Origin of the sequence: Mycolicibacterium iranicum (genome assembly GCF_002101705.1) — a bacterium.
Classification (GTDB): domain Bacteria; phylum Actinomycetota; class Actinomycetes; order Mycobacteriales; family Mycobacteriaceae; genus Mycobacterium; species Mycobacterium iranicum.
Genome location: NZ_LQPC01000031.1, coordinates 186,752 through 200,294 on the forward strand (window position 1 = coordinate 186,752; position 13,543 = coordinate 200,294).

The window sequence follows — 13,543 nt, forward strand, 5'->3', positions numbered from 1 at the left end:
TCGCCTTACACAGATCAGTTGGGCAGTCGGCGGTTGATCAACAGTGCACCGAGTGCGGCCGCGGCGAGGACGACGGCGCCCAGCCGCAGCCAGCCGACGCTGGCATCGCCCTTGATCGTCTCGTAGCCGATCTGTTCCTGGAGGTTGGTGAACACTTCCTTGAGTTGTTCGAGACTCGACGCCGTGAACGCCTCGCCGCCGGAGAGGTCGGCGATCTTCTTGAGCATCTCGTCGTCGACGGGAACCGGCTGCCGCTGGTCATTGATCTCCACGTAGCCGTACGGCGTTCCGAACGAGACTGTGGAGATCGGCACGCCCTGGTCCTTGGCCGTGCGCGCCGCGGTGTAGGCACCCTTGGGGTTGTCCGGGTTGGACGGAACCGTTTCCTTACCGTCGGACATCAACACGACGCGGGCGGGCGGCGGCTCGTCACCGCCGCCGATCACCGCACCGACCGTGGCGATGGCCTGGAGCGCGGTGAAGATGCCCTCACCGGTGGCGGTGCGGTCGGCGAGCTGGAGCTTGTCGATCGCCGTCTTGGTGGATTCGCGGTTGGTGGTCGGTGAGACGAGCACCGTCGCCGTGCCGGCGTAGGCGATCAGACCCAGGTTGATTCCGGGTGTCAGCTGGTCGGCGAACTGCTTGGCTGCTTCCTGCGCAGCTGTCAGGCGGTTCGGCTCGACGTCGGTCGCACGCATGGACTGGGACACGTCGATCACAAGCATCACCACGGCGCGGTTGCGCGGAATGCGCACATCATGGGTGGGTCCCGCCATCGCGATCGTGAACGACACCAGCGACAGGATCAGCAGCACGGCCGGCAGATGGCGCAGACGGCTGGGCCGCTTGGGCGCGACGCTTTCCAGCAGCTCCATGTTCGCAAAGCGCAGCATCCGCTTGTGACGCGACAGCGAAACCACGACGTAGAGCGCGATCAGCCCGATGACGACAAGGAAGAAGAGGAAGAACCAGGGGTGTTCGAAACCCGAGAGCGACATGGGTCCGAGCAACGGTAAAGTCATGCGTTACTTGCCATTTCGTCGTCGTTTTTAGCGGGCCAGGGCGCCGCGGCGTCTACTCGCCACAAACCGCACCACATCGGCGATCCAGTCCCGATCAGTCCTCAGCGTCAGCAGCGGCGCATCGCAACGGCGCAGCGTGCGCGCGACATCTGCCCGGTGGGCCGCAGCAGCCTGCTCGAAGTCGGCGCGCAAGCGTTCGTCGATCGTGAACTCGCGGGTGCGGCCGGTTTCGGTGTCCTGCAGGATGACATCCCCGACCGCGGGAAGTTCGACGTCGCGCGGATCGAGGATCTCGATGCCGAGCACCTCGTGCCGGCCTGCGATGGCGCGTAGCGGACGCATCCAATTGATCGGCCCGAGGAAGTCGCTGATGATCACCGCCATCCCGCGCCGGCGCTCGGGCCTGCGTAGGGAGTCGATCGCCGCGGCGAGGTCACCGCGGACGCCGGGGGGCGCCTTCGGCATGGTGGCGATGGTGCGCAGCAGCTCCTGCTCGTGCATCCGCCCAGACAGCGCGGGGACGCGGCGCACGGTCTCGCCGTTGGCGACAATCGCCCCGATCCGGTTACCGCCACCACTGTTGAGGAACGCGATCGACGCCGCGGCGGCCACCGCGAGATCGCGCTTCTCACACCCTGCGGTGCCGAAGTCCAGGCTGGCCGACACGTCGACCACCAGCCACGTCTCCAATTCGCGGTCGGCGATCATTTGGCGCACGTGGGGATGGGTGGTGCGCGCGGTGACCGACCAATCCATCCGGCGGACGTCGTCACCCGGCTGGTAGACGCGCGACTCACCCGGCTCTGATCCCGGCCCCGGTAGCAGGCCCAGATGGTCGCCGTGCAGCACGCCGTCGAGCTTGCGCCGCACCGTCAGCTCGAGTTTGCGCAGCGCTGCCGTCAGCGCCGGGTCGCGGATCTCCCCCCGCTTCATCGACGGGAGGTCTACGGAGCGAGTTGACCGTGTCAAAGGTCAGCGACCGCTCGCCGCTGCCGCGGCGGCCGGCACGACGGGCGGGACCGAATGGCCTTGCTGCGGAATCGCATTCACCTGTGGCAACGCGACTGTCTGCAGGATGCGGTTGACGACCGTCTCGGAGGAGATCTCGTCGGCCAGCGCGTCGTAGGTGAGGACAAGCCGGTGACGCAGCACGTCGGGGATGATCTCCACGACGTCCTGCGGGATCACGTAATCACGACCGCGCACCAGCGCGAGTGCCCGGGACGCGGCGATGATGCCGAGCGACGCACGCGGCGAGGCGCCGTAAGCGATCCAGGCCTTCGCGTCGGGCATGCCGAACTTCTCGGGCTCGCGCGTTGCCGTCACGATACGCACGACGTAGTCGACGAGCGCGTGGTGGACGAAGTTGTTCGCGGCGACGTCTTGGAGGCGAAGCAGGTCGCCCGTGGTGAGGATGCCCTTGGGCTCGGGCGGTTTGACACCCATCCGGTAGATTATCTCGCGCTCTTCTTCCGGCGAGGGATAGTCCACGTTGAGCTTGAACAGGAAGCGGTCGCGCTGCGCTTCCGGCAGCTGGTAGACGCCCTCCTGCTCGATCGGGTTCTGCGTCGCCATCACCAGGAACGGGCTGGGCAGCGGGAAGGTCTTGCCGCCGATCGAGATCTTGCGCTCGGCCATGACCTCCAGCAGTGCCGACTGCACCTTCGCGGGCGCACGGTTGATCTCATCGGCGAGCAGGAAGTTCACCACGACGGGGCCGAGTTCGATGTCGAACTCTTCCTTGCCCTGGCGGTAGATGCGGGTGCCGACGATGTCGGTGGGCACCAGGTCGGGGGTGAACTGGATACGCGCGAACGTGCCGCCGACGACCTTGGCGAAGGTTTCGACCGCCAGCGTCTTGGCGACACCGGGTACACCTTCGAGCAGGACGTGGCCCTTGGCGAGCAGCCCGACCAACATGCGCTCGACGAGCTGGTCCTGGCCGACGATGATCCGCTTGACCTCGAAGATCGCGCGCTCGAGCGTGTGCACCTCGTTCTGCAGACCGCCATTGGAACTCGGGGCCGCGTGGGCTCCCGCGGAATAGCCCGGGGCGGGGGCCTGTCCGGGAAATCCTCCAGCGCCCTGCGGCGGTCCACTCGGTGAGGTCATCAAAAAAGTTCCTTCCACATGCGCCGTACATGCTGGTTCACAGCGGCTTCATCGCGGCACCGACCGGTCGTGGCCGCGCGCCCGCAGTCAACTATTCCAGGCGGTCGGTGATCCGTCGACGTCGCCCGGCCTGCTCAGAAATAACTCAGGCCACACTCAGGATTCGATGATGCGCTGCACGGTCGGCTGCAGTCCCGCCATGCGGACCTTGCTGACAACGACCTTGTCGGCGGTGCCGCCGGACTCCAGCATCTGCCCGTTGCCGAGATAGATCGCGACGTGTTGGCTGCCGCCCGGCCCCCAGAACAGGAGGTCGCCGCGCTTGGCCTGCTGGATCGGGACCCGGCGACCGGTGTTGAACTGATCGCCCGAATACTTCGGGATCAGCACGCCGACGCCGGCGAAGGAGTACTGCGTGAAGCCGGAGCAGTCGAACCCAACGGTGTTGGCACCGCGTTCGACGCCCAGGCTGGGTCCGGTGGGCTTGCCTCCGCCCCACGAGTAGGGGGTGCCCAGTCGGGCGGCGCCGCGCCTGATGACGTGCTCGACGGCGGCGGCGCCGCGCACGCTGCCCGGGGCGACGCTAGGGGCGTCGGGGGGCACCAGACCGAGGCTTTGCAGGAACTTGCGGCCCATGCCCATGGTGGCCTGGGTCGCCTGCGCGGTGACCGCCAGCGACGCGTTCGCGATGGCGAGCGCGTCCCCGGGTGCCCCGGCACTGGGCCGCATCGGCAGCAGCGGATCCCATTGACCACCCCCGGGCTGAGCGGACGCCGGCGCGACCGCCCCGGCGAGCAGGACGGCCGCGGCGGCCACGGCGACCAGTAGGCGACGCAGGATCATCGGCACCCGGGTCACCACTCGATCATTCGGGTCACATACGGAGTCATGCCGCTGGTGCGTACGGGCGAGATCTTCACGACCGAGCCCGTGTACGGGGCTTCCAGCATCTGCCCGTTGCCCAGGTACATGGCGACGTGCTGGCTGGCATTGGGGCCGTAGAAGATCATGTCGCCGCGACGCATCTGCGACGACGGGATCTTGCGGCCGGCGTTGTACTGGGAGCCCGAGTAGTGGTCGAGCTTGATGCCGACGCCGGCGAACATGTAGAGCATCAGGCCCGAGCAGTCGAAGCCGACAGTGCCTGCGCCGGAGTCGATTCCGCGGCTCGGGCCCGCGGCGTTGCCGCCGCCCCACGAGTACGGCACGCCCAGCTGGGACATCCCGCGCTTGATGACGAACTCGGTGGCCTGCGGGCCGGCGACGGCCGGGATCGCACCGTTGGTGATTCCGGAGTCCGGGGGGATCAGCCCGAGTGCCTGCATGAACTTGCGGCCCAGGTTCCGGGTGATCTCGACCGACGTCGTGATGATCTTGAGGACCGCATTGATGATCTGGATCGGATCGCCGCTGACGAACGCGCTCGGGATCTGAGGCAGCGTCATGTCCCAGGCGGTCTCGCGATTTCCCGTCGCGGGGTCGACGTCCCAGTCGGCTCCGCCGCCGCCACCAGCACCGGCCCCGGCCGGGGAGGTCGCGGCCCCGGCCGGCGCCGCCGCTGGACCGCTGCCGGACGGCGCGGCCAGGGTTCGGGCTTGCTCCAACTTGGCCTGGGCGGTGGCGCGCTCGGCCGTCAGCCGGTCGAGTTCGACCTGCTGGGCCCTGAACGTCTCCTGCGCTTCGGTCAGCGCCGAAACAGCTTGCTGCTGACTGGTTTCGGCCGCGGCGACCGCCTCGTCGGCTTGCTGCTTGGCCAAGCGCGCCGCCGACTCCTTGTTGACCTGCTCGGTGCGTGCGCGCTGCAGATCGGCCATCACCTTCTGCGAGCTGAGCGAGAGCGTCTGGCCCGCCGCTGCGGTGTGCAGGATGTCGGACGGATCGGTGGCCGTCAGATAAGAGTTGGACGGGCCGCTGACGTACATCGCCGCGGCGAAGGTGTCGAAGCGGTCTTGGGCGGCGGCGATCGCGGCGTTGGCGTCCTTGACGCGCTGCGCGCTGGCATCCACTTCGACCTGCGCGGCAGCGGCGTTGTCGCGCGCGGTCTGGACGTCGAGGATGGCCTTGTTGACGCTCTCCTGCTGCATCTGGATCTGCGCGCCGAGGTCTTGCAGCTGCTGATTGACGTTGGCGACGTCGGTGACCAACTGCGCAATGCTGTCAGGCCGGGCAGGTTGCGCCTGCGCGAGCGCCGGCGTGGTGAGCACCATGCCGAAGGCCAGGGATGCGGCGCACAGCCGCGAAGCGGAGGCGCCGCCAGGGGTGCGTCTCATTCGACTCAATCTCCTCAGGCTCCACGCGGAACGTGTCGGCACACAGGGTCTGGCGCCCGAGCCCAGAGTCACAGAAATCACAGCTGCAACATCAGGCACCGATTGCACCGTACGTCACATCTGACCCTAAAGAAACTTTAGTCACGAATTACAAGTTTGTAATTGCAAACGGCGTTATCAAATAGTGATGTTTGAATTTGCGCGCCGAGCGTCAATCCACTAATCGACGCTGGTCGACGCTGCCCTGGAGTCGGCAGCGCGTTTGCCCCATTTCTGCAGAACACGGGTCGCAACGACCGCGAAGGCCACCGCGAAAACAAGCACAATCGTGAATGGCGTCCAGGGGAAATGAGACGTGGTCAACTCGGCGACGAATTGCTGCGAGGAGAGCACGGGATCACCCGTCTTCGCCTGGTCTTCACCCGCCTCCAGCGTCACGCGATCGAACTCCGGGCTGTAGGTACCGGCAAATCCCGGGCTCAGCGCGAGCACCGTCGCGCCGGGGTTGGCCTCCCCCACCTCGGTCGCGATGTCGCGCAGCGGGGTGTGGATCGGCGGGTCGGCGTCGATGACGACGATCTTGAGATCGATCCCCTCGCCGGCGGCCTCCTCGACGACCTGGCGCAGCTGCGACTGGACTTCCGGAGACGTTCCGACAGGCACACTCACCCCGGTGTCGGCCACATTGGCACGCACGATGTCCATGCAGGCGTCGGGGATCGACTCCCCCGGCTTGACGTCGATGCCCACGGATTGGCACAGCTGCACCGGGATATAGGTCGGCACGAACGGGACGAACTGCAGTCCAGACACATCAGCACCGTACGCGACGGGTACACCACACGGGTGGCAGCACGCCGCCCCAGCGACAAGACTGGAAGTCACCCTGGGAGTTCTTACAGGACAAGCGTACTGTTAGAGTTACAAGTGCCGCCGACACAGCCCGTCGCGGCGATGGTCTACAGCCGGGAGTTGATGTGAGCAGCAAGAATTCATCCCTGAACTCGTTTGGGGCGAAGGACACGCTGAAGGTCGGAGACAACAGCTACGAGATCTACCGCCTCGACGCGGTCCCCGGTAACGAGAAACTTCCCTACAGCCTCAAGGTGCTCGCCGAGAACCTTCTGCGCACCGAGGACGGTGCCAACATCACCAAGGAGCACATCGAGGCGATCGCGAACTGGGATCCCGAGGCCGAGCCGAGCATCGAGATCCAGTTCACGCCGGCGCGCGTGCTGATGCAGGACTTCACCGGCGTGCCGTGCATCGTCGACCTGGCCACAATGCGCGAAGCCGTCGCCGCCCTCGGCGGTGACCCGAACAAGGTCAACCCGCTCTCCCCCGCGGAGATGGTCATCGACCACTCGGTAATCCTCGACGTGTTCGGCCGCGCCGACGCCTTCGAGCGCAACGTCGAGCTCGAGTACGAGCGAAATGGCGAGCGCTACCAGTTTCTGCGGTGGGGCCAGGGCGCGTTCGACGACTTCAAGGTCGTCCCCCCGGGTACCGGCATCGTCCACCAGGTCAATATCGAGTACCTGGCCCGCGTCGTGATGACCCGGGATGGCGTCGCATACCCCGACACCTGCGTAGGCACCGACAGCCACACCACGATGGAAAACGGCCTCGGTGTGCTCGGCTGGGGCGTCGGCGGGATCGAGGCCGAAGCGGCCATGCTCGGCCAGCCCGTGTCGATGCTGATCCCTCGGGTCGTCGGCTTCAAGCTGACCGGTGAGATCAAGCCCGGCGTCACCGCGACCGACGTCGTGCTGACCGTCACCGACATGCTGCGCAAGCACGGCGTGGTCGGCAAGTTCGTCGAGTTCTACGGCCAGGGTGTGGCCGAGGTGCCGCTGGCCAACCGCGCCACGCTGGGGAACATGAGCCCCGAATTCGGTTCCACCGCAGCGATGTTCCCCATCGACGAGGAGACCATCAACTACCTGCGGCTGACCGGTCGCACCGACGAGCAGCTCGCGCTGGTCGAGGCCTACGCCAAGGAACAGGGCATGTGGCACGATCCCGCGAAGGAGCCGGTGTTCTCGGAGTATCTGGAGCTGGACCTGTCGACGGTCGTGCCGTCGATCTCGGGCCCCAAGCGGCCGCAGGACCGCATCGAACTGTCGGATGCGAAGAACGCGTTCCGCAAGGACATCCACAACTACGTCGAGGAGAATCACCCGGCGCCGGAGACCAAGCTCGACGAGGCCGTCGACGAATCCTTCCCGGCCAGCGATTCGGTCTCGCTGTCGTTCGCCGACGACGGCGCCGTCGATGCCCGCCCGTCGGCGGCCAACGGCTCCGAAGGCAGGCCCAGCAACCCGGTCACCGTGCGCTCCGAGGAGCGCGGCGAATTCGTGCTCGACCATGGCGCGGTCGTGGTCGCCGGCATCACGTCGTGCACCAACACGTCCAACCCGTCGGTCATGCTCGGCGCGGCGCTGCTGGCCAAGAAGGCCGTCGAGAAGGGCCTGTCCACCAAGCCGTGGGTCAAGACGAACATGGCCCCGGGTAGCCAGGTCGTCACCGACTACTACAACAAGGCCGGTCTGTGGCCGTACCTGGAGAAGCTCGGCTACTACCTGGGCGGCTACGGATGCACGACGTGCATCGGCAACACCGGCCCGCTGCCCGACGAGATCTCGGCGGCGATCAACGACAACGACCTGTCGGTGACGGCGGTGCTGTCGGGCAACCGCAACTTCGAGGGCCGCATCTCCCCCGACGTCAAGATGAACTACCTCGCCTCGCCGCCACTGGTGATCGCCTATGGCCTGGCCGGCACGATGGACTTCGACTTCGAGTCCGATCCGCTCGGTCAGGACACCGAAGGCAACGATGTGTTCCTCAAAGACATCTGGCCCTCGGCGCAGGAGATCCAGGAGACCATCGCCTCGTCGATCAACCGCGACATGTTCACCGACTCCTACGCCGACGTATTCAAGGGCGACGACCGGTGGCGCTCGCTGCCGACGCCCGAGGGCAACACGTTCGAGTGGGACGAGGACTCCACCTACGTCCGCAAGGCCCCGTACTTCGACGGCATGCCGGCCGAGCCGGAGCCGGTCAAAGACATCAAGGGCGCCAGAGTGCTTGCGCTGCTGGGTGATTCGGTGACCACCGACCACATCTCGCCGGCCGGCAGCATCAAGAAGGGCACGCCGGCCGCGCAGTACCTCGAGGAGCACGGCGTGGAGCCCAAGGATTTCAACTCGCTCGGGTCGCGACGCGGCAACCACGAGGTGATGATCCGTGGCACGTTCGCCAACATCCGGCTCAAGAACCAGCTTCTCGACGATGTGTCGGGCGGCTACACCCGGGACTTCACCCAGGATGGCGGACCGCAGGCCTTCATCTACGACGCGTCGCAGAACTACCAGAAGGCCGGCATCCCGCTGGTTGTGTTGGGCGGCAAGGAATACGGGTCAGGGTCGTCGCGCGACTGGGCCGCCAAGGGCACCACGCTGCTGGGTGTGCGCGCGGTGATCACCGAGTCGTTCGAGCGCATCCACCGCTCGAATCTCATCGGTATGGGAGTCATCCCGCTGCAGTTCCCGAAGGGTGAGTCGGCGGCGAGCCTCAAGCTCGACGGCACCGAGACCTTCGACATCGAGGGCATCGAGGAACTCAACAACGGCAAGACCCCGAAGACGGTGCATGTGACCGCCACCAAAGAAGACGGTTCGAAGGTCGAATTCGACGCGGTCGTCCGCATCGACACCCCCGGTGAGGCCGACTACTACCGCAACGGCGGCATCCTGCAGTACGTGCTGCGTAACATGCTCAAGTCGTAACGGAGCATCATGCCCCGGGTGACCGACGATCATCTGGCGGCGCGCCGTCGTCAGATCCTCGACGGCGCTCGTCGGTGTTTCGCACAGTACGGGTACGAGAGCGCGACCGTGCGACGGCTCGAGCAGACAATCGGGCTGTCGCGCGGCGCGATCTTTCACCATTTTCGCGATAAGGACACGCTGTTCTTCGAACTCGCCCGCGAGGACGCCGAACGCATGGCCGACGTCGCGGCGCGCGAAGGTCTGATCCAGGTGATGCGCGACATGCTCGCTGCGCCTGAGCAATTCGATTGGCTCGCCACGAGGCTGGAGATCGCGCGCAAACTACGCAACGATCCGGCGTTCAGCCGCGGCTGGGCGGAGCGCTCGGCCGAGCTGTCCGCAGCGACCTCGGAACGGCTGCGTCGTCAGAAACAAGCGGGGAGGCTACGGGACGACGTCGACGACGAAGTCCTGCGAACCTATCTGGAGCTGGTACTCGACGGGTTGGTCGCGCGACTGGCATCAGGCGACGACCCACAGAAGCTCAGTGCCGTCCTCGACCTCGTGGAGGCGTCGGTACGGCACAACGGCTCAGTTTAAGCGCGGTTAGGCGGAGCGCCTGCCGCGATGGTTCGGCCCGCCGCGGCTGCGCATCGTCGCGCCCGATTCCCGCAGCATCGTGTGGATCGAGCCGTACGAATGGCCTGTCGATGCCACCAGTGCCCTGATGCTTGCGCCGCCCTCGTAGGCGGTGCGCAACTCGGTCAGCAACTGGTCTCTCGACTTGCCGTCGTTCTTCATATGGGACGCCTCCCCGCAGGTGTTGCACGGATGTAGACGTCCTCATACCCAGCCGCTTGGGGGTTAACACAGCCGGCCAGCGAAAAAAGTCTTACGCCAACTCGATCAGATCGCGGTAGTCATCGGACCAGAAATCCTCGGTGCCGTCGGGCAGAAGCAACACCCGCTGGGGATCGAGCGCCTCGGCCGCTCCGGGATCGTGCGTGACGAGGACCACGGCGCCGGCATAGCTACGCAGTGCGTCGAGCACCTGTTCACGCGACGCCGGGTCGAGGTTGTTCGTCGGTTCGTCGAGCAGCAGCACGTTGGCGGTCGACGCGACCAGACCCGCCAGCGCGAGACGGGTCTTCTCACCGCCCGAGAGCGTTCCGGCAGGCTGCTCGAGTTGCGGACCGCTGAACATGAAGGCGCCCAGGAGGCCGCGCAGGTCCTGTTCACCCGTGTCCGGTGCGGCGTGGCGGATGTTCTCCCACACCGTCGCCATGTTGTCCAAGGTGTCGTGTTCCTGCGCGAAGTAACCGATCTTGAGCCCGTAACCGGGTTCGAGACCGCCGGCGTCGGGTTTTTCCACCCCGGCGAGCAGCCGTAGCAGTGTGGTCTTACCCGCGCCGTTGAGGCCGAGCACCACGACACGCGAGCCCCGGTCGATGGCCAGATCCAGACCGGTGAAAATCTCCAGTGAGCCGTAGGTCTTGGTGAGGCCTTTGGCGATCAACGGCGTCTTACCGCAGGGCGCAGGCGTCGGGAATTTGATGCGCGCCACCTTGTCGGCCACCCGCTCGGCATCGAGTTCGGCGATCATGCGCTCGGCGCGACGCAGCATGTTCTGTGCGGCAACGGCTTTGGTGGCTTTGGCGCCCATCTTGGCGGCCTGGGCGCGCAGCGCGCCCGCCTTCTTCTCGGCGTTGGCGCGTTCCCGGCGCCGGCGCTGCTCGTCGGTGGCGCGTGCGTCGAGGTACTTCTGCCACCCCATGTTGTAGATGTCGGCCTCGCCACGGACCGCGTCGAGGAACCACACCCGATTCACGACGTCGGCAAGAAGCTCTACATCGTGGCTGATGACCACGAGGCCGCCGGAGTGGTTCTGCAGGAAGGTACGTAGCCAGCCGATCGAGTCTGCGTCGAGGTGGTTGGTGGGCTCGTCGAGCAGCAGCGTCATGGACGAATTCGAACCGGCAGCTCCCCCATCTGAGGCGGCGAACAGGATCCGCGCCAGCTCCACGCGGCGACGTTGACCACCGGAAAGGGTGCGCAGCGGCTGGGTCAGGACGCGGTCGGGCAGACCGAGGCTCGCACAGATCCGGCCTGCGTCGCTTTCGGCGGCGTACCCGCCCAGCGCGGCGAAGCGCTCCTCCAGCTGCCCGTAGCGTCGGATCGCCTTGTCACGCGCGGCGTCGTCGGCGACCTCGGCCATCAACGCCTGCTGCTTTTCCAGGTCGGCGAGCAAAGTGTCCAGACCCCGGGCCGACAGCACTCGATCGCGCGCGAGCATGTCGAGGTCACCCTCTTTGGGATCCTGTGGCAGGTAACCGATTTCACCTGCACGCGTGATCGTGCCCGCGTACGGTTCACCCTCACCCGCGAGGATGCGCATCGTCGTCGTCTTGCCGGCACCGTTGCGCCCGACGAGACCGATCCGGTCGCCGGGTTGCACGCGCAGCGCCGAACCCTCGATCGAAAGAAGCGTGCGCGCTCCGGCGCGGACCTCGAGGTCCGTTGCGGTGATCACGCTGATGCTCCCGATGACGACAAGTGGGCTTGGGCCCTCAAAGGCTAGTGCCCGCCACCCGTCCGGCGCCAACCGATAACGCGGCAGCATATTTTAAGCGAGGTTAGCCTAAGCTACTTCGGACGTTAGGTGGTGAGAGGGAGAAGTGATCGAGTCGTCCATTCCGGCGATCCTGCGGGAACGCGCCAGCCTGCAGCCGCACGATGCCGCGTTCACGTATGTCGACTACGACACGGACGCCGCGGGCGTACCCGAGGCATTGACCTGGTCTGAGCTCTACCGGCGCGTGGTCAACCTCGCGGACGAACTGCGAGGCCAAGCACAACGTGGCGACAGAGTGCTGATCCTGGCTCCTCAGGGCATGGAGTACGTCGTCGGCTACCTCGGGTCGCTGGAGGCGAATCTGATCGCGGTGCCGCTGGCGGCGCCGATGCACCCCTCGGGTGATGAACGGATCAGGGCCGTCCTGGACGATGCCGCGCCCGCGGTGATCCTCACCACATCGGTGCTCGTCGACGATGTTGTCCGGTGCGTCGGCGACCGTCACGCCCCGCCGGCGATCGTCGCGATCGACCGCCTCGACCTCAACGCCCGGCGCCGGCCACAGCGCAGGCGCGAGGATCGCCCCGACGTGGCCTATCTGCAATACACCTCGGGTTCGACGCGGACCCCGGCAGGCGTGATGGTGTCGCACCGCAACCTCTCGGCGAACTTCGAACAGATGACCGCCAACTTCTTCGCCGACCACGGCAAGGTCGCTCCCCCAGGCACCACCGTGGTGTCGTGGCTGCCCTTCTATCACGACATGGGTTTGCTGCTCGGGATCTGCACACCGATCCTCGGCGGCTGGACCACGGTCTTCACCAGCCCCGTGGCGTTCCTGACGAAGCCGGCCCGCTGGATGCAACTGCTCGGCAGTCACCGGTGGGGGCTGACCGCGGCGCCGAACTTCGCCTTCGACCTCGCCGCGGCCCGGACCGCCGACGCGGACATGGCCGGAGCCGATCTCGGGAACGTTCTGGCGATCATGAGCGGGGCGGAACGGGTGCAACCGGGGACCGTCGACAGGTTCGCGAAACGATTCGCGCCGTTCAACCTGTCGGACAGCGTGATCCGTCCGTCGTACGGGTTGGCCGAAGCCACCCTCTACGTGGCGACGCGCTTGCCGGGCGCCGCACCGACGGTAGTCCCGTTCGACGCCGAGAAGCTGTCGCAGGGTGTGGCCGAGCGCGGCTCGGTGGGAACACCGCTGATCAGCTACGGAGTTCCAGCCTCCCCTGAGTTGCGCATCGTCGATCCGGAATCCCGGCGCGAAGTCGCTGCGGGCAGGATCGGCGAGATCTGGACCCGCGGCGACAACGTATGCCGAGGCTACTGGAACAAGCCTGACGAAACCGCCGATACCTTCGGCGCCACACTCGACGGCGAACCCGACCAGAAGTGGTTGCGCACCGGCGATCTCGGATTTCTCTCGGACGGCGAACTGTTCGTCGTCGGACGGCTCAAGGACCTGTTGATCGTGCGGGGCCGCAACCACTATCCCGACGACATCGAAGCCACCGTCAGCGCCATCTCCGGGGGGCGCAGCGCGGCGATCGCCGTCGATCAGGACGGCACGGAACAGTTGGTGGTCGTCGCCGAAGCCAAGACCGACCGCGACATCGTCGGCGACGTGACCGCCGCGGTGGCCAATGCCCACGGCCTGACCCTCGCCGAACTGGTGCTCGTGAAGCGGGGCTCGCTCCCGATCACCACCAGCGGCAAGATCCGCAGACAAAAGTGCGTGGAGCAATATCTCGACGCCTCGCTCGCCCGCCTCGACGCCTGAGCTCG

11 protein-coding genes are annotated in these 13,543 nt (G+C 66.4%); 3 read left to right on the plus strand and 8 right to left on the minus strand.

All coding sequences use genetic code 11. The features are described 5' to 3' along the window. Positions 1–14 precede the first annotated feature (14 nt). From AWC12_RS16875 to AWC12_RS16900, 6 genes are all read right to left on the minus strand, one after another. On the minus strand, positions 15–1,022 hold the full coding sequence (locus tag AWC12_RS16875) for a VWA domain-containing protein (RefSeq protein ID WP_024446393.1): 1,008 nt from the start codon (positions 1,020–1,022) through the stop codon (positions 15–17). A 27-nt stretch (positions 1,023–1,049) separates the two neighbouring features. Continuing rightward, positions 1,050–1,955, minus strand: coding sequence for a DUF58 domain-containing protein (locus AWC12_RS16880; protein WP_036464955.1), 906 nt, complete (start codon positions 1,953–1,955; stop codon positions 1,050–1,052). A gap of 39 nt (positions 1,956–1,994) precedes the next feature. Next, on the minus strand, positions 1,995–3,134 hold the full coding sequence (moxR1, locus tag AWC12_RS16885; protein ID WP_024446395.1) for a chaperone MoxR1: 1,140 nt from the start codon (positions 3,132–3,134) through the stop codon (positions 1,995–1,997). Positions 3,135–3,290: 156 nt separating this feature from the next. Continuing rightward, positions 3,291–3,977: an NlpC/P60 family peptidoglycan endopeptidase RipB gene (gene ripB, locus AWC12_RS16890; RefSeq protein ID WP_085175768.1), complete on the minus strand. Its 687-nt coding sequence runs from the start codon at positions 3,975–3,977 to the stop codon at positions 3,291–3,293. A gap of 11 nt (positions 3,978–3,988) precedes the next feature. Next, positions 3,989–5,404 carry an NlpC/P60 family peptidoglycan endopeptidase RipA gene (ripA, locus tag AWC12_RS16895; protein ID WP_024446397.1) on the minus strand — a complete coding sequence of 472 codons (1,416 nt, stop codon included), beginning with the start codon at positions 5,402–5,404 and terminating at the stop codon, positions 3,989–3,991. Positions 5,405–5,623: 219 nt separating this feature from the next. After that, complete coding sequence (locus AWC12_RS16900) at positions 5,624–6,217, minus strand: Rv1476 family membrane protein (RefSeq protein ID WP_085175693.1); 594 nt, start codon at positions 6,215–6,217, stop codon at positions 5,624–5,626. A gap of 164 nt (positions 6,218–6,381) precedes the next feature. Here AWC12_RS16900 and acnA point away from each other — a divergent pair, with 164 nt between their 5' ends. Together acnA and AWC12_RS16910 are read left to right on the plus strand one after the other, a co-directional pair. Continuing rightward, positions 6,382–9,198, plus strand: coding sequence for an aconitate hydratase AcnA (gene acnA / locus AWC12_RS16905; RefSeq protein WP_024446399.1), 2,817 nt, complete (start codon positions 6,382–6,384; stop codon positions 9,196–9,198). Between the two features lie 9 nt (positions 9,199–9,207). Further along, positions 9,208–9,780, plus strand: a complete 573-nt coding sequence (locus AWC12_RS16910) for a TetR/AcrR family transcriptional regulator (RefSeq protein WP_024446400.1) — start codon at positions 9,208–9,210, stop codon at positions 9,778–9,780. A gap of 6 nt (positions 9,781–9,786) precedes the next feature. On the opposite strand, the gene AWC12_RS16915 is transcribed toward AWC12_RS16910, so the two are convergent. Together AWC12_RS16915 and AWC12_RS16920 are read right to left on the minus strand one after the other, a co-directional pair. Next, positions 9,787–9,981, minus strand: coding sequence for a helix-turn-helix domain-containing protein (locus tag AWC12_RS16915; protein WP_024446401.1), 195 nt, complete (start codon positions 9,979–9,981; stop codon positions 9,787–9,789). 91 nt (positions 9,982–10,072) lie between these two features. After that, on the minus strand, positions 10,073–11,710 hold the full coding sequence (locus AWC12_RS16920; RefSeq protein WP_024446402.1) for an ABC-F family ATP-binding cassette domain-containing protein: 1,638 nt from the start codon (positions 11,708–11,710) through the stop codon (positions 10,073–10,075). Between the two features lie 145 nt (positions 11,711–11,855). Here AWC12_RS16920 and AWC12_RS16925 point away from each other — a divergent pair, with 145 nt between their 5' ends. Next, the gene (locus AWC12_RS16925) at positions 11,856–13,538 is read left to right on the plus strand and encodes an AMP-binding protein (protein ID WP_085175695.1); all 1,683 of its coding nucleotides are present in this window, start codon (positions 11,856–11,858) and stop codon (positions 13,536–13,538) included. Positions 13,539–13,543: the final 5 nt, after the last annotated feature.

Excerpts from the sequence above, each read along its gene's own strand:
- AWC12_RS16875 (WP_024446393.1), bottom strand. The coding sequence starts at position 1,022 with ATGACTTTACCGTTGCTCGGACCCATGTCGCTCTCGGGTTTCGAACAC.
- AWC12_RS16880 (WP_036464955.1), bottom strand. The coding sequence starts at position 1,955 with ATGAAGCGGGGGGAGATCCGCGACCCGGCGCTGACGGCAGCGCTGCGC.
- moxR1 (WP_024446395.1), bottom strand. The coding sequence starts at position 3,134 with ATGACCTCACCGAGTGGACCGCCGCAGGGCGCTGGAGGATTTCCCGGA.
- ripB (WP_085175768.1), bottom strand. The coding sequence starts at position 3,977 with ATGATCCTGCGTCGCCTACTGGTCGCCGTGGCCGCCGCGGCCGTCCTG.
- ripA (WP_024446397.1), bottom strand. The coding sequence starts at position 5,404 with ATGAGACGCACCCCTGGCGGCGCCTCCGCTTCGCGGCTGTGCGCCGCA.
- AWC12_RS16910 (WP_024446400.1), top strand. The coding sequence starts at position 9,208 with ATGCCCCGGGTGACCGACGATCATCTGGCGGCGCGCCGTCGTCAGATC.
- AWC12_RS16915 (WP_024446401.1), bottom strand. The coding sequence starts at position 9,981 with ATGAAGAACGACGGCAAGTCGAGAGACCAGTTGCTGACCGAGTTGCGC.